The following is a 20,175-nucleotide window of genomic DNA, read 5'->3' as shown; positions in this document are numbered from 1 at the left end:
GCCTAACGGCAGGCCAAGCAGGACCGCAAGCGGTCCCGTCGCCTCCATTGGATGTCACAACTTCATCTCAGCCTAGTCAAGTGGCTGGCCGATCACTAGCTGACAAGCCGGGGACGGCGGTACTGAACCCGGCCGCGCCAGGGCCCCCGCAGGCCGTCCACCCGCCATTCGTCGCTTAAAAAACACCGCTCACGGTTCGCTCTGTGACGCGGCACACGTTGGGGGCGGCGGAGGCGTTAGTGTGTATTTCGGAACAGCTCTTTGCGGTACGTCCGTGACCAGCCGCCGGCCGATGACGTTCAAGCGTCCCGGCGCTGCGGCGGAACGGGGGTCCCCCGCAGCACGGATCGATGAATGATGAGGTTCACCATGTCCCAGCAGACCCCCGACTCCACGACCACGCAGGCTCCCAGCGGCGATGCCTTCGCGAACCTGTCGCAGGAGAACCGCAAGTTCGCCCCCTCCCCCGAGTTCGCCGCCAACGCGGTGGTCACCGCCGCGGATTATGCCGAGGCCGACGCCGACCGGCCCGCCTTCTGGGCGAAGCAGGCCCGCGAGCTTCTGAGCTGGAGCAAGGACTTCAACCAGGCCCTGGACTGGTCCACGCCGCCCTTCGCCAAGTGGTTCGTCGGTGGCGAGATCAACGCCGCCTACAACGCGCTGGACCGCCACGTCGAGGCCGGCCACGGGGACCGCGTCGCCATCTACTTCGAGGGCGAACCCGGCGATACCCGCACCTACACGTATGCCCAGCTCACCGACGAGGTCAAGAAGGCTGCCAACGCCTTCGAGTCCCTTGGCGTCGCCAAGGGCGACCGCGTGGCCGTGTACCTGCCGATGATTCCCGAGGCCGTCATCACGCTGCTGGCCTGCGCCCGGATCGGCGCCATCCACTCCGTGGTGTTCGGCGGCTTCTCCGCGGAGGCGCTCCGCTCCCGGATCGACGACGCCGAAGCCAAACTTGTCGTCACCGCTGACGGCACCTACCGGCGCGGCAAGCCCAGCGCGCTCAAGCCCGCCGTCGACGAGGCCCTCGCCCATGAAGGAGACGGCAGCGGCCACACCGTGCAGAACGTCGTCGTCGTCAAGCGCAACGGCCAGGACGTCGACTGGCGCGAGGGCCGCGACCACTGGTGGGCCGACACGGTCGGGACCGCGTCCGCCGAGCACACCGCCGTCGGACATGACTCGGAGCATCCGCTCTTTATCCTTTACACCTCCGGCACCACCGGCAAGCCCAAGGGCATCCTGCACACTACCGGCGGCTACCTCGCCCAGGGCGCCTACACGCACAAGGCCGTCTTCGACCTCAAGCCGGAAACCGACGTCTACTGGTGCACGGCCGACGTCGGCTGGATCACCGGGCACTCCTACGTCGCCTACGCCCCGCTGATCAACGGCGCCACCCAGGTGATCTACGAAGGCACACCGGATTCCCCGCACCAGGGCCGCTGGTGGGAGATTGTGGAGAAGTACAAGGTCTCCATCCTCTACACCGCCCCCACCGCCATCCGGACGTTCATGAAGTGGGGCAAGGAGATCCCGGCGAAGTCGGACCTCTCCTCGATCCGCGTCCTGGGCTCCGTCGGGGAGCCCATCAACCCCGAAGCGTGGATGTGGTACCGCGAGGTCATCGGCGGCAACGCCGGCAAGAACGGCGAGCGCAAGGAAAACCCGGCGCCGATCGTGGACACCTGGTGGCAGACCGAAACCGGCGCGCAGATGATCGCACCGCTGCCCGGCGTGACGGCCACCAAGCCCGGCTCCGCCCAGGTCCCGCTGCCCGGCATCGCCGTGGACGTCGTGGACGAAGCCGGCGAGTCCGTGCCCAACGGTTCCGGCGGCTACCTCGTGATCCGCGAGCCGTGGCCCGCCATGCTGCGCGGCATCTGGGGCGACCCGGAGCGCTTCAAGGAAACCTACTGGTCCCGCTTCGAGACCATGTACTTCGCCGGGGACGGCGCCAAGAGGGACGAGGACGGCGACATCTGGCTGCTCGGCCGGGTCGATGACGTGATGAACATCTCCGGCCACCGGCTCTCCACCGCCGAGATCGAATCCGCGCTGGTCAGCCACCCCGCGGTGGCGGAGGCCGCCGTCGTGGGCGCTGCGGACGAGACCACCGGCCAGTCGGTCGTCGCCTTCGTGATCCTGCGCGGGGATGCCGTGGACACCGGGGACACGATCGTCCAGGAGCTCCGGAACCACGTCAGCAAGGAGATCGGGCCGATCGCCAAGCCCAAGACCATCCTGGTGGTGCCCGAACTGCCCAAGACCCGTTCGGGTAAGATCATGCGCCGCCTGCTCAAGGACGTCGCAGAAGGACGCGAAGTCGGAGACGCCACCACCCTGGCCGACAACACGGTGATGGCCCAGATCGCGAACTCGCTAAGAAAGTGAGCGAAGGCCCGGTCCGGCCTATCAGAGGCGGAACGTTGCAGCGATGACGGATTCGTGTGACGTGCTGGTGGTCGGCGCCGGCCTGGCCGGGTTGCAGTGCGCCCGGGAGCTGCAGGCCGCCGGGCGCGAGGTTCTGGTGTGGGAGGCCGCCGACGATGTCGGAGGCCGGATCCGGACCGACCGGATCGACGGCTTCCTGGTGGACCGCGGGTTCCAGGTGCTGAATCCCGCCTACCCTGCGGTCCGCCGCTGGGTCGACGTCGAAGCCCTGGCGCTGCAGGCCTTCGGCGCCGGCCTGCGGGTCCGCCGGCAGGACTGTCTCGCGGTCCTCGCCCACCCCGTCCGCGAGCCCGGCCTGATCCTGCAGACCCTGCGCAGCGGCCTGCTGAACCCCCGCTCTGTCGCGGGGCTGCTGTACTGGGCCGCCCCGGCGTTCACCAGCCGCCGGCGGCATCCCGGCAGCGACGTTCCGCTGCGGGAGGCCCTGGACAGGGCCGGATGCTCCGGCGGACTCCGCCGGGCAGTGGACCAGTTCCTCGCCGGTGTGCTGCTGGAAGACGAGGGCAGCACCTCCAACGAATTCGCGCTGCAGCTGCTGCGGGTGTTTGCGACCGGGGTGCCCGGGTTGCCGCGCGACGGCATGCAGGCCCTCCCCCGGCAGCTGGCGGACACCCTCACCACCCCGGTCCGCACCTCGACCCGGGTGGAGTCGATCATCCCGGACGGAAACGGGGCCCTGGCCACCGCTGCGGATTCCACGCTCCGGGCCCGCCATGTCGTCCTCGCCGCCGATCCGGTCAACTCCGCCCGGCTGGCCGGCGGCACCGTCCCGGCCATGAAAGGGGTGCTGACACACTGGTTCGCTGCCGACGCGGCTCCCAGCGGGGTGGACATGATCTACGTCGACGGCCGCGCGCAACCCGGCGGGCCGCTGGTCAACGCGGCTGTCATTTCCAACGCGGCGCCGAGCTACGCCCCCGTCGGGCGGCACCTGGTCCAGACCTCCGCGCTGCTGGGCCCGGGCCGGCCGGTCCCGACCGACGACGACGTCCTCCGCCACGCCGCGGACCTTTTCGGCTCCTCCACGGCCGGCTGGGAGCTGGTGGCCAGGCACGAGGTCCCGCAGGCCCTGCCCCTGCAGCCGCCGCCGCTTTTGTCCCAACAGCCGATGGAGGACCGGTCCGGTCTGGTCATCTGCGGGGACCACCGGGAGACGGCGTCCATCAACGGCGCCCTCGTCAGCGGCCACCGTGCCGCACTGACCATCCTCGGACGGCCCCGGTGACGTTCTCCGTGTCACGCCGGGTCGCCGCGCCCACGGAGGACGTCTGGGCTCTGCTCACCGATACCACGAAGTGGCCGGCCTGGGGGCCGTCGATCACCGGCGTCGAACCGGCCACGGCCAGGCTTACCGCCGGGCCGGCAGCCGGGACTGGCTCCGGAGGGCTCGCGCCGGGCAGCCGCGGCACGGTCCGCACCGTCCTGGGCGCGGCGCTTCCGTACACCGTGACGGCATTTGAACCCGGACGGTACTGGGCCTGGTCGGTGGCGGGCATCCCGGCCACCGGCCACCGGGTCATTCCGCAGGACGGCGGCTGCCTCGTCACCTTCACGGTCCCGTGGTGGGCGCCCGCCTACCTGCCGGTGTGCGCCCTGGCGCTGCGGCGGATCGAGCGGCTCGCCACCTGCAAATCACCCGGCTGAGAGCAACGCGGGGTCACCTAGCGCCCATGTTGGCGCCCCGGATGGGCCGGATCTGACCCCGCGTTGTTCGGTCATCTGCGTGCCGATTCCGCCGCCGGGGCGGCAGCCCGCAGCGCAACGCGATACATTGGCTGGCATGAGCGAAGCCACCCACGCCGGCGCCGGCCGCGGTACCATCCTGGTCCTCAACGGACCCAACCTGAACCTGCTCGGCACCCGCGAACCCGAGAAATACGGCACCGCCACCCTGGCCGACGTCGAACAGCTCGCCAAGGACACCGGCGCCGCGCACGGTCTCGACGTCGAGTGCTTCCAGTCCAACCATGAGGGCGCCCTCGTGGACGCCATCCACGCCGCCCGCGGCAAGGCCGTCGGCATCGTCATCAACGCCGGCGCGTACACGCACACCTCGGTGGCCATCCGGGACGCCATCTCCGCAGTGCAGCTGCCCGCCGTCGAAGTCCACATCACGAACGTCCACGCCCGTGAGCCATTCCGGCACCATTCCTACCTCTCGGACATCAGCAAGGCCGTGATTGCCGGCGCAGGGATCCTGGGCTACCAGTTCGCCGTCGAGTACCTCGCCGGGCTGCAGGCCAGCCGGGACTGAGCATGTCCCCCGTTGATCCCACCCGCGGGGAACCGGGCAGTGTGGAGCCCGCCACGGCGCAGTGGTACCGCCACTTCGGCACCGTCGACGCGCCCGGCAATTCCGACTGCTACGCCGCCTGGTCGGTGGGCATCGCCGAGGATCCGGAACTGCTCCGGCGGATCGAGAAGTGGCCGCACAACAAGCGGCAGCCGCTGCTGCTGCTCGCGGCCGCCCGCTTCCTGGGCGCGCGGATCAGCCCCTACCCGGACTTCCGGGCGTTCCTGGACGCGCACTGGGAGGACGTGTCCCGGACCGTGCTCACCCGCGCCACCCAGACCAATGAGGCCGGGCGCTGCGCCACCCTGCTGCCGTCCCTGGCGCAGATCGCCGCCGCCGGCAGGCGCCCGCTGGCGCTCATCGAGGTCGGGGCCTCGGCCGGGCTGGCCCTCTTTCCGGACCGCTACGGCTATGAGTACGACGCCGGCGCCGGGCTCACGCGGCTGGCGCCGGCCGGCGCCGCTCCCGGCAGCTACCCGGTCCTGGGCTGCGCCGTCAGCGGCCCGGTACCGCTGCCGCCGGAACTCCCCCGGGTGGTGTGGCGGGCGGGGATCGACCTTAACCCGCTGGATGTCCGGAACCCCGACGATGTCGCCTGGCTGGAAGCGCTGATCTGGCCGGAGCAGGATTTCCGCCACGAACGGCTGCGCCGGGCCATCGCGATCGCCCGGGCGGATCCGCCCCTCCTCGTGGCCGGGGACCTCAACGACCGGCTCCCCGCCCTGGCAGCGCGGGCGCCGTCGAACGCCACCCTGGTGGTCTTCCACAGCGCGGTCATGGCCTACCTCGACACGGAGGCGCGGGACCGGTTCCGGGCCACCATGGCGCGGCTCGCCGTCGAACGCGGCTGCCACTGGCTCTCCAACGAGGGGCAGACGGTGATCATCCAGGCGGACGGCTCCAGTGTGGTTCCCGAGATGGACGAGTCCCGGCTCCGCGGCCGTTTTCTGCTGCTGCACAACGGGGAGCCCACGGCGATCGCCGGCCCGCACGGCCAGAGCCTGGAATGGCTTTAGGGGGCTGACGCCCGGATTTCGGCCGCTGCCACTTTGGGATGCCCTGTCAGTTCCGGATGCCCTGTCAGTTCCGGATGCACTGGCCCGGGGACACAGCATCGCCAAGGCCCGGTGCCCGGGCGGCCACCGGTCCCAGATCCGTCATGGTGATGGCATAGCCGAGCGAGGATTCGCCCGTGGCCTTCGCGAAGATCACTCCCGCCACCTGGCCGTCGGTGGTCAGCAGCGGTCCTCCCGAGTTGCCCGGCTGGACGTCCCCGGCGATCCGGTACACGTCCTCCGGTGCGGGGTTGTTGCCGTAGATGTCCGGGACCAGCACCGTCGCGATGTCCTGCACGGTGGCCGGTTTGGACTGGAACGGGCCTCCGTGGGGGTAGCCGGAAAACGCCGCCGGGGTGCCGGCCGGCAGGTCCGGGCTGAGCGGCAGCGGGGCGGAGCGGAGGCCGTCCACGGCAACCACCGCGAGGTCGTGCTGGGCGTCGAAGTACACCACGCGCCCCGGCAGGGCGCCGCCGCCGGGGATCTCCACCACCGGTTCCGGCACGCCGGCGACCACGTGGGCGTTGGTGACGACCCGGCCGGGCGACACCACGAAACCGGTGCCGGTCTGGTTCTGGCCGCACTGGTAAGCGGTTCCCGCGATCTTCAGGACCGACGCCGCGGCCCGGTTCAGGGCGGGGGTGTCGGTGCTGGCGTCCGGGACCGCTAGCGGCTGGCCCCCCTGCCCGATTCCCTCGAACAGGGTCGGGATGTCGCCGCCGATCACGGTGGACCGCAGCTGCGCCATGGAGGTTTTCACCGGTACAGGGGTCGCGCCGTCGATGAAGCGGATCACCTTGGAATCGGCGAGCGGCTGGGAAACGAAGGGAACGCCGAGCGCCCCGATGCTGAACGCCAGCATCGACATGACCAGCGCGGACACGACGACGTTGACGACGCCGCCGGCGAGCCGGTCCATGGACCGGAGCGGGCGGATCCGCACGACGCTGCGGATCCGGCGGCCGATGGCGGTGCCCAGTCCGCGCCCCAGGACCATCAACAGCAGGGCGGCAGCAATGATCGCTGTGAGGCGCCAGCCGCTGTCCTCGACGAGGCCGCTGACGATGGGTACGGACACAAACGCTGCCACAGCTCCTGCGGCGAACCCGGCGATGCCGCCGACTGTGACCAGAAAGCCGTTGCGCAGGCCGTGGAACAGGTAGGACAAAAGCGTCACGATCAACACGAGGTCCAAGATGGTCAAGCCGAACACCAATGCTCCTTTGAGGCAGGTAAGCCCCCGATTCTACCGGCGCCAGCTGACAGTTTGCCGGTCGCGCGCGGAGCCCGGAGCCGGCTCTCACTCTCCCGCTGCCACGACGTTTGGCACGTTTCGGTGCCAAGTACGTCACAGACGCGCCAAAATTCTGAAACAATGGCTGAAGCGCCCCAGCCGACACAGTTTTAGTCAGGAGATTTCATGGATATCGAGGTACTGCGCCGCGCACCCCTCTTCGCCACGCTCGACGACGAGGCGTTCCGTCTGCTGACGGACGAACTCACCGAGGTGGACCTCTCACGCGGAGCCTCGGTCTTCCGGGAAGGAGACCAGGGCGACCAGCTGTACTTCATCGTCTCCGGCAAGGTCAAGCTCGGACGCACGTCCCCGGACGGCCGGGAATCGCTGCTCGCCATCCTCGGCCCGGGCGAGCTCTTCGGCGAGATGGCACTGTTCGATCCGAGCCCGCGTACCGCCACGGCCACAGCCGTGTCGGAAACCCGCCTGGCCGGGTTGAAGAATGAGAGCCTCAACGCCCTGCTGCGCACCCGCCCGGAGGTTTCGGCGCAGCTGCTGCAGGCCCTGGCCCGCCGCCTGCGCCGCACCAACGATTCCCTGTCCGACCTGGTCTTCTCCGACGTTCCGGGCCGTGTAGCCAAGGCGCTGCTGGACCTGGCGGACCGCTTCGGCCGGCCCGCGACCGACGGTGTCCTGGTGGCCCACGAGCTCACGCAGGAAGAACTGGCCCAGCTGGTCGGAGCATCCCGTGAAACGGTCAACAAGGCCCTCGCCGAATTCGTGCAGCGCGGCTGGCTGCGCCTGGAGGCCCGCGCCGTCGTCATCCTCGACATGCAGCGCCTCCGCCAGCGCTCCCGCTAAGCCTGTTTGGCAGCACCCCTCGGGCCGGCCCGTGAAAACGGCGCCGGCCTGCGGCGTTTAAGCCTGCCGCACGCCCCTCTGGGGGGACATGCTCATTCTTGGTCGCCCTGCCCAGGACATGCCCGCTGTGGGATCCGGGTCCGCGGGACATGCCCATTCCTCGCAGCAACGGGCGGACAGAGTGCCATCATGTCCACCGGCCCGGCCCAGCAGGGGACATGTCCAGTGGCGGGACGGGCTCGGGCGTACGCGGGACATGTCCAGCGGCGGGACGGGCTCGGGCGTACGCGGGACATGTCCAGCGGCGGGCGGGGTGAGGGGACATGCTCAATCTTGGTCCCGGGAACCGCGGGACATGCCCATTCCTCGCGGCAACGGGCGGACACAGTGCCATCATGTCCACCGGCCCGGCCCGGCAGGGGGCATGTCCAGTGGCGCGGCGGAGGTGTCAGCGTTCGCGCTGGGGTTCTCCGGCAACGGTCTTGGCCGCCTCGACCTCGAGCATGAGCTGGCCATCTTCCTCGACGAGCGTCGGCTGGTAGACGTGGGCCTTGCGCTTGTAGCTCAGGTAGGCGATGCAGCCGTTAGCGGCGGCCATCTTCTCGAGCATGATCTCCGAGCCGGGCACCAGCAGCTGGCCGAGGGTGCGTCCGACCGTATTCTCCTGGCCCACCTCATCGCCGAGCAACGAGGTATTCCGTCCCTCGACGACCTTGCGGACGCACACCCAGCGGCCCCACACACCCTTGCTGGCCAGCAACGACGGCTGCTGGTTCATCGGCACGGTGGCCGCGAAATAGCGGGTGTTGAAGCGGCGGTGCGCGAAGTCCGGGCTGAGCCAGTTGACCAGGGGCTTGAGCAGGTCCGTCCGCACCGAGAGTCCGCGGTTGGCGAGCACGTCCGTGAAGGACTTCTCCTGCTCCGCCACCGCAACCCGGGCCCGCATCCATTCAGCTTTGGAGGTCGCCTCCACTGTGGTGGACAGGTCCGGTCCGGCCAGGAGGATGCCGGTTTCCTCGAACAATTCACGGATGGCGCCCACCACATGGCGGCGCGCCAGTCCGATGTCGGCGGTCCCCATGCGCTCGGCCCAATACTGCGGCGAGGGGCCCAGCCAGCCGACGGCGTCGTCGTCGGACGCTTCCAGCGACCCGCCGGGAAAGGCGAGAACTCCCAGCGGTGACAAGCCGGGCCGGTATCCCAGCCAGGTCTCCAGGCCGGTCGGCGAGTCACGCAGCAGCACGACCGAGGAAGCGAAGCGGGGCGCGCGGGGAGTCCGCTCGCCGTGTTCTATCCAGCTGCGGGCCGCCCCCTCGAGATCCGGGGGAAGGGCAAACAGGCGTCGGGCTAACTGAGGCAAGGGAACTGACCTGCCCTTAGGCGAATTCGGCGATCAGTTCGACTTCAACAGGTGAGTCGAGGGGAAGTACAGCAACGCCGACGGCGGACCGTGCGTGCTGGCCTGCGTCGCCGAGGACCCGGCCAAGCAGTTCGGACGCGCCGTTGATGACGCCGGGCTGGCCGGTGAAGGACGGGTCGGAGGAGACGAAGCCGACAACCTTGACGATCCGCGTGATGCGGTCCAGGTCCCCGATGACGCTCTTGACGGCAGCCAGTGCGTTGACGGCGCACACAGCGGCGTACTGCTTGGCGGCTTCCGGCGAGACCGTGGCCTCGTCCGAGGCGCCTTCGGTGCCGGAGGAGACCTTGCCGGTCGCTTCGAGCAAGCCGTTAATGAACGGCAGCTGGCCGGAGGTGTAGACGTGGTTGCCGGAGATCACGGCGGGAACGTAGGCGGCAACCGGGGCGGCCACCTCCGGCAATGTCAGGCCGAGCTCGGCCAGGCGCTGCTCGACGGCGGACGGCGCGCCCGCTGCGGCGGCGTTCTCCGCCGGTGTTCCGGGGACGGCGGAGGCGCCCGGGGAGGCAGATGCGGGGGTGCCCATGGCTACTGCTTCTCCCGCTTCAGGTAGGCAACAAGTCCGTTTCCTTCGGGGCCGGGGACAACCTGGACAAGCTCCCAGCCGTCGTCACCCCACTGGTCCAAAATCTGCTTTGTGGCGTGGATAATGAGCGGAATCGTGGCGTACTCCCATTTGGTCATGAGCTAAAGCCTAGTCCTTGCCGGTAAAGTGGAAAACATGGCGACTGGTAAAAACCCTTTATTTGACACGGCCACCACCCTCGGAAAGATCATTCTTTTCCTGGGCGTGAGCGCCATCTGTGGCGTCCTGGTGGCGGGACTGCTGGTCCCTGCGGCCGCCGTCACCGGCAGCACGGCAAGCGGCTCGGTCAAGTTCTTCGAGACCCTGCCGGCCGAACTGCAGGTCGACCTGCCAAGCCAGTCGACATCGATCCTGGCCTCCGACGGCAGCGTGATCGCCAACCTCTACGCCGAAAACCGCACCCGGGTCTCCCTCGACCAGATGTCGCCGTATGTGAAGGACGCCGTCATCGCCATCGAGGACAGCCGCTTCTACGAGCACGGCGGTGTGGACACCACCGGCATCATGCGCGCCCTCGTCGCCACGGCCCGCGGCAACCGCCAGGGCGCGTCGACCATCACCCAGCAGTACGTGAACAATGTCATCAACTCCTCCCTCGAAGCCGAGGGCAAGAGCGACCAGGTCCTGCTGAACGGTGTGAACAAGGGCGTCGGCGACAAGCTGCGGGAAATGAAGCTCGCCATCGCGCTGGAGAAGAAGTTCACCAAGGAGCAGATCCTGGAGGGCTACCTCAACATCGTGTTCTTCAACCGCGACGCCTACGGCATCGAGGCCGCATCCAAGTTTTTCTTCAGCACCACCGCCAAGGATCTGACCCTGCCGCAGGCCGCACTGCTCGCAGGCCTGGTCAACAGCCCGTCGTTCTTCGACCCGATCAACAACCCGGACAACGCTGAGGCCCGCCGCAACCTGGTCCTCGACTCCATGCTGGCCCAGGGCAAGATCCAGCAGGCCGAGTACGACGCCGCCGTCGCCACGCCGATCGAAACCAAGGTCACCCAGCCCCGCCAGGGCTGCGCCTACTCGGCGACAGCCCCGTACTTCTGCGACTACGTGCTGCACCTGATGCTGAACAACCCCGCCTACGGCGCCGACGCCGACGAGCGCGAGCGGACGGTCTTCCGCGGCGGCCTGACCATCAAGACCACGCTGGACCCGAACGCCCAGTCCGTGGCGCAGGCCCAGGTTGAGGGCTCCGCCGGGGAGAACCCGGACAAGTGGGGCGCCTCGCTGGTCTCCGTGCAGCCGGGTTCCGGCAAGATCATCTCGATGGCCCAGAACACTCAGTTCCTGGAGGCCGAAGGCAAGTTCAACAACGTCATCAACTTCAACGTGGACATGCGCGACGCCCGGGGCAACGACCTCGGCGGGCTGGGCGGTTTCCAGCCGGGTTCCACGATGAAGCCGTTCACCTTCGCGCAGTGGCTCAACGAGGGCAAGTCCATGAACACGGTCCTCAACGGCTCCGTGCGCAGGTACCCGCTGAATTACCGGTGGAAGAACACCTGCCCCACCCGGGTGGACGGCGCCTACAACACGGCGGAGAAAGCCCTGGGCGCGGCGGATGACCTGCAGAACGCCGAGGACGGCTATTACAAGAACATGAGCGTCGTTGACGGCCTGGCGAACTCGATCAACACCATGACGTTCGCGACGGCGGCGCAGGTGGACCTCTGCGGCATCCAGAAGATCGTCGACGCCGTGGGAATCCACGCCGGCCAGACCAACGAGCCCGTTCCGATGACGCGCCTGTCCAACCTGATCGGCGCCACCCAGACCTCGCCGCTGACCATGGCCAGCGCGTTCGCCACCTTCGCGAACGACGGGAAGTACTGCGAGCCGATCGCGATTGAATCGGTGACGGACGCCTCCGGCGCCCAGCTGCCGTCCCAGGCCACGAGCTGCCGCGAAGCGATTAAACCGGAAGTTGCCCGCGGCGTGAGCTTCGCGCTGCAGGAAGTCCTCAACCGCGGCTCCGGCGCGCTGATCAAGCCGCGGATCTCGACCCGGACCAGCTTCCCGGTCGCCGCCAAGACCGGTACCAACGACCCCAACAACTCCACCTGGGTTGTCGGCTACACGAGCGGCCTCGCGACGGCTTCCTGGTTCGGCGACGCGCTGGGCGGCCAGGACCGGCCGGGGCGGAACCTGACCCTCAACGGCAAGTTCTACAAGGCGATCGACGGTTACATGATCGCGGGCCCGCAGTTCTCGAACTACATGACCCAGGTGGCACCGGCCTACGGCACCGACCCGTTCAAGGCCCCGCCGTCGCCCCTGGTGAACGGTCCGGCACCCCGGCCGTCCACCAAGGCGACGCCGGCACCGACCAGGCCTGCGCCGAGTGAGCCGGCACCCAGTGAGCCGGCACCAAGTGAGCCGGCACCCAGTGAGCCCGCGCCCAGTGAGCCCGCGCCGCCGGGCCAGGACAAGAAGGAAGACGTGCCCACCCCGTGACCGGGCTTGACTCGCTGGCCCGCCGCGCCCGGAGCATCGGTCGCGGCGTTGCCGTCACCGCCGCCGCCGGGGCCGTGACCGGTGCCGCCGCCACCGGATACGGGGTGTGGGAGAAGAACCAGTTCGTGCTCCGCGAGGAGACCCTGCCGATCCTCCCGGCCGGCTTCGGCCCCATCCGGGTGCTGCACCTGAGCGACATCCACTTCGTGCCCGGCCAGCACCGGAAGGCCGAATGGCTGTCCTCGCTGGCGGGGCTCGAGCCGGACCTGGTGGTGAACACCGGCGACAACCTCAGCCACGTCAAGGCCGTGGAACCCCTGCTGGAGTCGCTGCGCCCGCTGATGAAGTTCCCCGGCGTCTTCGTTCCCGGATCGAACGACTACTTCGCGCCGCGGCTGAAGAACCCGGCGTCGTACTTCCTGGGGCCGTCCTCGAAGCCCACGGGCCCGGCCCGGCTCGACTGGCCACGGCTCCGCGCCGGCTTCGGCATGGGCGGCTGGGTCGACCTGACCAACCGGTGCCAGTCGCTCGTGATCAAACGCCTGCGCGTTGACTTTTCCGGTGTGGACGATCCGCACCTGGGCCTCGAACGGTATGCCGGCTGGCCACGGGGCACCAAGGGCCAGGACACCAGGCCGCACCTGCGGGTCGCCGTCATCCATGCCCCGTACCAGCGCGTCCTGGACCACTTCACCGAGGACGGCGCCGACCTGCTGCTGGCCGGACACACCCACGGCGGCCAGATCTGCGTTCCCGGCTTCGGTGCCCTCGTCGCCAACTGCGACCTCCCGACCTGGCGCGCCAAGGGCCTCCACGACTGGGAAAGCAAGGGCCGCACGACGCCGGTGAACGTCTCCGGCGGCATCGGCACCTCGCGCTTCGCCCCGGTCCGGATCGCCTGCAAGCCCGAAGCCGTGCTGCTCACGCTCACCGCGCGTTCCTGAGACTGCCCGGCTCCCCGCCACCACGGGACATGCCCTCCCCTGCACTCCACGGCTGGACATAGTGGGTCCATGTCCACTCCCCGCGCCCTGGACTGGACATGTCCCGCGGTGTGGAATGGGCATGTCCCGCGGGGGGACCGGTGCCGCGCGCCATTGCGGAACGTAATTACTGGGCGAGATCCTGATGCCCTCCATTTTCATGTGAACCCGGTCACCTGATGGCCTAGGGTAGTTGCTACAGGAAACTACATCCCGGTGCGTCAGAAATCCGCACGTGCGTTTGAAGAAGCAGGCATGGCCAAGCAGATCTCATTTTTCTCCTCCATCAGCCGTCTCTACCCCCACGTCAGGCCGATTATTCCGCGGCTCGTCCTGGGGCTGGTCTGCGCCCTGCTCGCCAGTGTGGTGGCCCTGACCATCCCCCAGGTGCTGCGGGTGCTGGTCAACGAATCGCTCCAGCCCGGAGGCAGCGCGAACGCGGTCTGGATCGCTTCCCTCATCATCCTGGGCCTGGGCATCGCCGAGGCCGGCCTCGTGGCGCTGCGCCGGCAGTTCGTCATCAACCCCGCCACCACGGTCGAGACGCGGATGCGGGTGTCCCTCTATGACCATCTGCAGGACCTGACGGTCTCCTTCCACGACCGCTGGGGCTCCGGGCAGCTGCTCTCCCGCACCATGACGGACCTGAACTTCCTGCGCCGCTGGATGGCCTTCGGCGCCATCATGCTTGTGGTGACCACCCTGACCGTGGTGATCGGTGTCGTGGTGATGTTCACGATGAGCTGGCAGCTGGCACTGATCTTCCTCGCCGCCGCGCTGCCGATCATGATCTATGGCTTCCGGTTCCGCACCCGCTACAGCAGGGTGGCCCGCCGCAGCCAGGACCAGGCCGGGGACCTCGCCACCACGGTCGAGGAATCCGTCCACGGGATCCGCGTGCTCAAGGCGTTCGGCCGCAGCCGCGAGGCGCTGGAGAACTTCAACGAACAGGCCGAGGAACTCCGCCAGACGGAGATCGTCAAGGCCAAGCACCTCGCGACCTTCAGCCTGGTCGTCACCCTCCTGCCCGAGCTGGCCCTCGGTGCCGGCCTTGTCGTCGGCGTTCTGCTGGCCTCCACCGGCGAGCTGAGCATCGGCGCCCTCGTGGCGTTCTTCGCCACCGCCGCCGTGATCGCCACCCCGGTGGAGTTCTCCGGCATGTTGCTGGCCATGGCCCTCACCGCCAAGACCGCCGTGGACCGGCACTTCGAGGTCATGGACTCGGCGAACACCATCACCAGCCCCGAACAGCCCCGCCGCCCCGCCGAGCTCCAGGGCGCCCTCAGCTTCAACAGTGCCACCTACGCCTATGAGGACGCCCCGGACAAACCGATCCTTAGGGACATCAGCCTGGACATCCGGCCCGGCGAAACCATGGCCCTGGTGGGCATCACCGGCAGCGGCAAAAGCGCCCTGCTCCAGCTGGTCCCCCGGCTCTACGACGTCACCGACGGTTCCATCACCATCGACGGGGTGGACCTGCGCGAGTTCGGCGTCGAGGAGCTCCGCACCGTGGTCGCCGTCGCCTTCGAGGACACCACCCTGTTCTCCAGCTCGGTCCGGGACAACGTTCTGCTCGGCGCCCCGGCGGGCCTCCCTGCCGGGCGCCGCGAGGACGCCCTCGAGGAGGCGCTCGACGTCGCCCAGGCCCACTTCGCCTACTCGCTCCCGGACGGTCTGGACACCCTGATCGGCGAGGAAGGGCTCAGCCTTTCCGGCGGCCAGCGGCAGCGCATCGCCCTGGCCCGGGCCATCGCCGCCCGGCCCAAGGTCCTGGTCCTGGACGATCCGCTCTCCGCCCTGGACGTCCACACCGAGGAGCTCGTCGAGACCAGGCTGCGGGAGGTTCTCGCCGACACCACGACCCTGATCGTGGCCCACCGGCCGTCCACCGTGGCGCTGGCGGACCGGGTGGCGCTGCTTGAGGCGGGCCGGATCACCGCGGTCGGCACCCACACCGAACTGCTCGCGGAGAACCGGCACTACCGCCATGTGATCGCCAGCCTGGACCCGGAACCCCGGGACCTGGACTCCGACCTGATTGACTCCGAGCTGTCGGGCCTCAACGCCGAGGAGGTCTCCCGATGAGCAGCGCAGCCTTCGGCACCGCGAACGAGGACAACGCGCACCTGTCCAAGAGCGAGAGCAGGACTGTCCGGCGCCGCTCCCTGGCCTTGCTGGGTTCGCTCATCCGCCCGGTCCGCCGGCGGTTCTGGCTGACCATTGCCGCCGTCGTGCTGTCCCAGGCGGCGCGGGTCGCCGGTCCCGTGCTGATCGCTTTCGGCATCGACCGGGCCCTGCCCGCCCTGAGCGCCGGGGACAACCTACCGCTGGTGCTGACCGGCGTCGCCTACCTCGCCGCCGCCGTCGCGACGGCGGGCCTCACCGCCCTGTACGTGACGTCGACGGCGAGGCTGAGCCAGGCGATGCTTCTGGACCTGCGCGTCCGGGTTTTCCGGCACACCCAGCGGCTGAGCCTGGAATTCCACGAAAAGTACACCTCGGGGCGCATCATCGCCCGGCAGACTTCTGACCTGGAGGCGCTGCGCGAACTCCTGGACTCGGGGATCAGCTCGCTGGCCTCGGGGATGGTGTTTATGGTGTTCACGGCGGTGACAGTGTTCGTCCTCGACTGGCGGAGCGGGCTTCTGGTCCTGGCCGCCGGCGTGCCGATGTACTTCCTGGCCCGTTGGTACCAGAAGCACTCCCAGATCGCTTTCCGCGAATCCCGCGTCGTCTCGGCCCGGCTGATCGTGCACTTCGTCGAGACCATGACCGGGATCCGCGCGGTCAAGGCCTTCCGCAAGGAACGCGAAAACACCGCACGCTACACCGACCTCGCCGAGGACTACCGCAAGGTCACGGTCCGCTCCATCAACCTCAACGGCATCTTCCAGCCCGGCCTGGTGCTGATCGGCAACATCTGCGTCGCCGTCGTCCTGCTCTTCGGTGGCTTCCGGGTGCTCAGCGGCGAGCTCGCCATCGGTGTGCTGCTGGCCCTGATCCTGTCCACCAAGCGCTTCTTCCAGCCGGTTGACCAGATGGCCATGTTCTACAACTCCTTCCAGAGCGCCCAGGCGGCGCTGGAGAAAGTCTCCGGACTGCTCGAGGAGGTCCCCACCGTCCGTCCGCCCAGGAATCCCGTGGCCCTGCACGGTGCCAAGGGAACCCTCGACTTCAAGGGCGTGGAATTCCGCTACGGCGACGGCCCGGTCATCATCCCCACTCTGGACCTGCACATTCCCGCCGGCCAGACCGTGGCGCTGGTGGGCCGGACCGGCGCCGGCAAGTCGACTTTCGCCAAGCTGATCGCCCGCTTCTACGACGTCTCCGCCGGCTCCCTCACGCTCGACGGCGTGGACCTGCGGGAGCTTGCGACGGCGGATCTGCGCCGGAACGTCGTGATGGTCACCCAGGAGGCCTTCCTGTTCAGCGGCTCCGTCGCGGACAACATCGCCCTGGGCCGGCCCGGGGCCTCCCGCGAGGAGATCGAGGCGGCCGCGAAGGCCGTGGGGGCCCACGAGTTCATCCGGGAACTCCCGGAAGGCTACGACACGGATGTCAACAAGCGCGGCGGCCGCGTCTCCGCCGGGCAGCGCCAGCTGATCAGCTTCGCCCGCGCGTTCCTGGCCCGGCCTGCCGTGCTGATCCTGGACGAGGCCACGTCCTCGCTGGACATCCCGTCCGAGCGGCTCGTGCAAGCGGGCCTCGCCGGACTGCTGCAGGGAATCGGCGCCGACAGCGGCCGGACCGCCCTCATCATCGCGCACCGCCTGTCGACGGTGCAGACCGCCGACCGGGTCCTCGTGGTCCACGACGGGCGGGTCGTCGAGGACGGCACTCCCGAGCAGCTGATCGGCGGCGGCGGCCACTTCGCGCAAATGCACGGGGCCTGGAAGGATTCGCTGGTCTGAGCCGACCGGGGTTGCGCGGCCTCTGACGCGGGCGCCGGCGGCCCGATTTCGCATCCGGGGTCCTGATCGGATAGTCTTGTGAAGTTGCTTTTGAAGTAACGGATCGGGATGTGGCGCAGCTTGGTAGCGCGCGTCGTTCGGGACGACGAGGTCGCAGGTTCAAATCCTGTCATCCCGACCAATCAAGAAGAGGGCCTTCCAGCTGGAAGGCCCTCTTCTTTGTGCGCCCGGACTTCCAGCCGGCCGCAGCCCGGCGGTTTGACCGGCAAAAAAATCGCCCCGGGACAGGTTCGCACCTGTCCCGGGGCCATGAAACAGTTGCTGACTACATGGGGTCCGGCCAGTTGCCGATGTTGGTGGAGTAGGTCATCGGGTCCGGCCAGTTGCCGATAGCCGAGAGGCTTCCCTGGGTGGAACCCATGGGGTCGGGCCAGTTGCCGATCGCCGAGGTGGTGCTGCCCATGGGGTCTGGCCAGTTGCCGATGGCGCTGATGGACAGGACTGCGGGAGCAGCTGCGGAGAGAGCCAGTGCCCCCGCCAGGGCGACGGAAGCTGCAATCTTCTTGATCATGTGGGTTCCTCAATACAGGTGGGAAACGCGAGTCGGACACATTACAAAGCCAGTACGAGCCCTTGTTGACATACATTGTAAAATGACTTGCACAGAGACTGTCAAGCATCTAGTACAAAGACTGTCCGGAATTTGGAGGTGTTCGTGGGGAACGGATTCGGGGAAAAACTCCGAGCGGAAAGGCTCGACCGCGGCCTGACGCAAGCGGAATTGGGCCGCGATCTGTACTCGCCCAGCTACATCTCCCTGCTGGAGACTGGGCGCCGTGAACCGACCGCGGATGTGATCGAGGAGCTGGCCCGGCGGCTCGAGCTCGCCCCGAAGGCGCTGGAGGCGTGGAGCCAGCCGGTGTCGGTCAGCGATGCCGAGTATGTTCTCGCGGGCCTCTATGCCCGTCAGGCCTGGGACCTCCGGGATTACGCCCTGGCGGAGACCCATGCCGCGACTGCGGCCCAGATTGCCCTGGAGGCCAAGAACACCAGCGCCTGGTGGAACATGACCTACATGCAGGCCGAGTGCCTGATGAAGCAGGGCCACCTGAAGGAATGCCAGGACATTGTGCAGCGGCTGCTGGACCACCCGATGGCCGCCGAATCGGCAGGTTTGGGGGTCCGGGCGCGGCAGATGCTCGCGGCCGTGTGCCACGGCCAGGGTCAGTTGGCAGTCGCCGTCGAACACGCGCAGGAAGCCGTGCGGCTCTGCGCCGAGCTGCCCAAGGGCTCCACCCTGATCATTGGTGCGCTGCGCGCCCTCATCGGTGCGCTGGCCGAAAGCGGCCGGCTGGATGAGGCCTGGGAGTACTGCCAGGCCATGAACGAGCAGATGGATGAGCACTCCATGACCCAGCTCGCCGGTGAAGTCGCCTGGGTGATCGGCAACGTGGCCTTTATGCGCCACGATTACACGGAGGGCATCAAATACCACGAGCGGGCGGCCCAGCTGCTCTCCCCCGCCAATGACATCGACCTCTGGGCGCGGTTCAACAAGGCCTCGGCCGCGGTCCGCCTGTCCTCCGGGATCGTGGAGCCCGAGACCCTGAAGTCGATCGAGCGCGCCGAACTGGCGCTCTCGATCGTTGGCGGGAACAAGACGGACCAGCTCGAGGTCGCGTTCATCCGGGCCCGCTGGCTCTACCTGACCGGGGACATCGTGGCAGCCGTGCAGAAGCTGCGCGAGATCCACGCCGACAAGGATGCGCTCGCCAAGCACGTCGCCGGTGAGGTGGCCCTGCTGCTCGGCAAGGCGCTCAAGGCTGCCGGAGAGTCCGACGAGGCCCTGGTCTATCTCAAGGAGGCACAGACAGAATTCAGCGCCGCCGGCGCCTCGGACCGGGTCCAGCAGTCGATGGACGCCGTGCTGGAAATCCGGCTCGCCCAGCGCCGCGCGCAGGCCGCCGGGTCAACCGGAACTTAGCCGGCCTGCCGCAGGCGGTCACTCCGCGCGGCGGCCTACGCGAACGTCCGGCCGGTGAGCTTTTCGTAGGCCTCGACATAGCGGCTGCGGGTGCGGGCGATGACGTCGGCCGGCAGCGCCGGCGGTGTCTCGTCCGTGGACTTGTCCCAGCCGGATTCAGCCGAGGTCAGCCAGTCGCGGACGTACTGCTTGTCGTAGGAGGGCTGGGCCCTGCCCGGCTCATAGGTGGCGGCATCCCAGAACCGTGAAGAGTCCGGGGTGAGCACCTCGTCGCCGAGCGTGATGACGCCGGTGGCGGCGTCGAGGCCGAATTCGACCTTGGTGTCGGCAAGGACGATGCCGCGGCCGCGGGCGGTCTCCTCGGCCTTCGTGTAGATCTCCAGAGTGAGCTCGCGCAGCCGGGAGGCCGTCTCCGCGCCCACGATCTCCTCGACGGCGTCGTAGGTGATGTTCTCGTCGTGCTCGCCCACCTCGGCCTTCGCGGAGGGGGTGAAGATGGGCTCGTCCAGCCGGGATCCGTCGACCAGCCCGTCGGGCAGGGGGATGCCGCACACGGTGCCGGACTGCCGGTACTCCAGGAGCCCGGAGCCGGTGAGGTAGCCGCGGGCGATGCATTCGACCGGGAACATGTCCAGCTTCTTGCAGATCATTGCCCGGCCCTCCACTGCGGCGGGCACGCCGGCCTCGACTGTGGATGCGAGCACGTGGTGCTCCACGCCGAGCTGATCGAACCACCACAGGCTTAGCTGCGTCAGGATGCGGCCCTTGTCCGGGATCTCGCTGGCGAGGACGTGGTCGTAGGCGCTGATCCGGTCGCTGGCCACGACGAGGACGCACTCCTGGCCGATGCGCTCCGTGATGGACCCGTCCGCCGGAACATAGAGGTCACGGACCTTGCCGGAGTACATGTGCTTCCAGCCGGGCA

17 protein-coding genes and 1 tRNA gene are annotated in these 20,175 nt (G+C 68.5%); 12 read left to right on the top strand and 6 right to left on the bottom strand.

Features of this window, described 5'->3' with window-relative positions; translation table 11 throughout:
- The first annotated feature begins 369 nt into the window (after nt 1–369).
- The 5 genes from acs to ACZYX4_RS07740 all read left to right on the top strand — a co-directional run bounded on the left by acs (nt 370) and on the right by ACZYX4_RS07740 (nt 5,769).
- Nucleotides 370–2,400, top strand: a complete 2,031-nt coding sequence (acs, locus tag ACZYX4_RS07760; protein ID WP_463875073.1) for an acetate--CoA ligase — start codon at nt 370–372, stop codon at nt 2,398–2,400.
- Nucleotides 2,401–2,443: 43 nt separating this feature from the next.
- On the top strand, nt 2,444–3,685 hold the full coding sequence (locus ACZYX4_RS07755; protein ID WP_463874913.1) for a flavin monoamine oxidase family protein: 1,242 nt from the start codon (nt 2,444–2,446) through the stop codon (nt 3,683–3,685).
- Nucleotides 3,682–4,104 carry an SRPBCC family protein gene (locus tag ACZYX4_RS07750; RefSeq protein ID WP_463874912.1) on the top strand — a complete coding sequence of 141 codons (423 nt, stop codon included), beginning with the start codon at nt 3,682–3,684 and terminating at the stop codon, nt 4,102–4,104. The genes ACZYX4_RS07755 and ACZYX4_RS07750 overlap by 4 nt, the downstream gene beginning before the upstream one ends.
- A gap of 136 nt (nt 4,105–4,240) precedes the next feature.
- Nucleotides 4,241–4,714 (top strand): type II 3-dehydroquinate dehydratase, encoded by a 474-nt coding sequence (gene aroQ, locus ACZYX4_RS07745; RefSeq protein ID WP_463874911.1) that lies wholly within the window; start codon nt 4,241–4,243, stop codon nt 4,712–4,714.
- A 2-nt stretch (nt 4,715–4,716) separates the two neighbouring features.
- Nucleotides 4,717–5,769: a DUF2332 domain-containing protein gene (locus tag ACZYX4_RS07740; protein WP_463874910.1), complete on the top strand. Its 1,053-nt coding sequence runs from the start codon at nt 4,717–4,719 to the stop codon at nt 5,767–5,769.
- Nucleotides 5,770–5,833: 64 nt separating this feature from the next.
- Here ACZYX4_RS07740 and ACZYX4_RS07735 read toward each other — a convergent pair whose 3' ends face one another.
- Nucleotides 5,834–7,021, bottom strand: a complete 1,188-nt coding sequence (locus ACZYX4_RS07735) for a MarP family serine protease (protein WP_463874909.1) — start codon at nt 7,019–7,021, stop codon at nt 5,834–5,836.
- Between the two features lie 207 nt (nt 7,022–7,228).
- Here ACZYX4_RS07735 and ACZYX4_RS07730 point away from each other — a divergent pair, with 207 nt between their 5' ends.
- The gene (locus ACZYX4_RS07730; RefSeq protein ID WP_011693220.1) at nt 7,229–7,906 is read left to right on the top strand and encodes a Crp/Fnr family transcriptional regulator; all 678 of its coding nucleotides are present in this window, start codon (nt 7,229–7,231) and stop codon (nt 7,904–7,906) included.
- Nucleotides 7,907–8,354: 448 nt separating this feature from the next.
- Here ACZYX4_RS07730 and ACZYX4_RS07725 read toward each other — a convergent pair whose 3' ends face one another.
- The 3 genes from ACZYX4_RS07725 to ACZYX4_RS07715 are packed head-to-tail and all read right to left on the bottom strand — an operon-like array spanning nt 8,355 to nt 10,010.
- Nucleotides 8,355–9,266 (bottom strand): NUDIX hydrolase, encoded by a 912-nt coding sequence (locus tag ACZYX4_RS07725; protein WP_463874908.1) that lies wholly within the window; start codon nt 9,264–9,266, stop codon nt 8,355–8,357.
- Nucleotides 9,267–9,282: 16 nt separating this feature from the next.
- Nucleotides 9,283–9,852, bottom strand: coding sequence for a RidA family protein (locus tag ACZYX4_RS07720; RefSeq protein WP_463874907.1), 570 nt, complete (start codon nt 9,850–9,852; stop codon nt 9,283–9,285).
- A 2-nt stretch (nt 9,853–9,854) separates the two neighbouring features.
- The gene (locus ACZYX4_RS07715; RefSeq protein ID WP_144671455.1) at nt 9,855–10,010 is read right to left on the bottom strand and encodes a DUF4177 domain-containing protein; all 156 of its coding nucleotides are present in this window, start codon (nt 10,008–10,010) and stop codon (nt 9,855–9,857) included.
- Nucleotides 10,011–10,047: 37 nt separating this feature from the next.
- Here ACZYX4_RS07715 and ACZYX4_RS07710 point away from each other — a divergent pair, with 37 nt between their 5' ends.
- The 5 genes from ACZYX4_RS07710 (at nt 10,048) to ACZYX4_RS07690 (ending at nt 17,447) form a co-directional block, all read left to right on the top strand.
- On the top strand, nt 10,048–12,369 hold the full coding sequence (locus ACZYX4_RS07710) for a transglycosylase domain-containing protein (protein WP_463874906.1): 2,322 nt from the start codon (nt 10,048–10,050) through the stop codon (nt 12,367–12,369).
- Entirely contained in the window at nt 12,366–13,313 is a 948-nt protein-coding gene (locus ACZYX4_RS07705) for a metallophosphoesterase (RefSeq protein ID WP_463874905.1), read from the top strand. The genes ACZYX4_RS07710 and ACZYX4_RS07705 overlap by 4 nt, the downstream gene beginning before the upstream one ends.
- A 294-nt stretch (nt 13,314–13,607) precedes the next feature.
- Nucleotides 13,608–15,440, top strand: a complete 1,833-nt coding sequence (locus ACZYX4_RS07700; protein WP_463874904.1) for an ABC transporter ATP-binding protein — start codon at nt 13,608–13,610, stop codon at nt 15,438–15,440.
- Nucleotides 15,437–17,266, top strand: coding sequence for an ABC transporter ATP-binding protein (locus ACZYX4_RS07695; protein WP_463874902.1), 1,830 nt, complete (start codon nt 15,437–15,439; stop codon nt 17,264–17,266). Before ACZYX4_RS07700 ends, ACZYX4_RS07695 begins: the two co-directional genes overlap by 4 nt.
- 104 nt (nt 17,267–17,370) lie before the next feature.
- Nucleotides 17,371–17,447: transfer RNA gene (locus ACZYX4_RS07690), tRNA-Pro, on the top strand.
- 144 nt (nt 17,448–17,591) lie between these two features.
- Here the strand turns inward: ACZYX4_RS07690 and ACZYX4_RS07685 are convergent.
- Complete coding sequence (locus ACZYX4_RS07685; protein WP_463874901.1) at nt 17,592–17,837, bottom strand: hypothetical protein; 246 nt, start codon at nt 17,835–17,837, stop codon at nt 17,592–17,594.
- Nucleotides 17,838–17,981: 144 nt separating this feature from the next.
- Here ACZYX4_RS07685 and ACZYX4_RS07680 point away from each other — a divergent pair, with 144 nt between their 5' ends.
- The gene (locus tag ACZYX4_RS07680; protein ID WP_463874900.1) at nt 17,982–19,250 is read left to right on the top strand and encodes a helix-turn-helix domain-containing protein; all 1,269 of its coding nucleotides are present in this window, start codon (nt 17,982–17,984) and stop codon (nt 19,248–19,250) included.
- Between the two features lie 35 nt (nt 19,251–19,285).
- Here ACZYX4_RS07680 and ACZYX4_RS07675 read toward each other — a convergent pair whose 3' ends face one another.
- Entirely contained in the window at nt 19,286–20,158 is an 873-nt protein-coding gene (locus ACZYX4_RS07675) for a phosphoribosylaminoimidazolesuccinocarboxamide synthase (protein WP_463875072.1), read from the bottom strand.
- Nucleotides 20,159–20,175: the final 17 nt, after the last annotated feature.

It is taken from the genome of Pseudarthrobacter leeuwenhoeki (genome assembly GCF_055412885.1).
The sequence above is the reverse complement of the archived record's forward strand: the minus strand, read 5'-3'. Positions and strand labels throughout refer to the sequence as shown.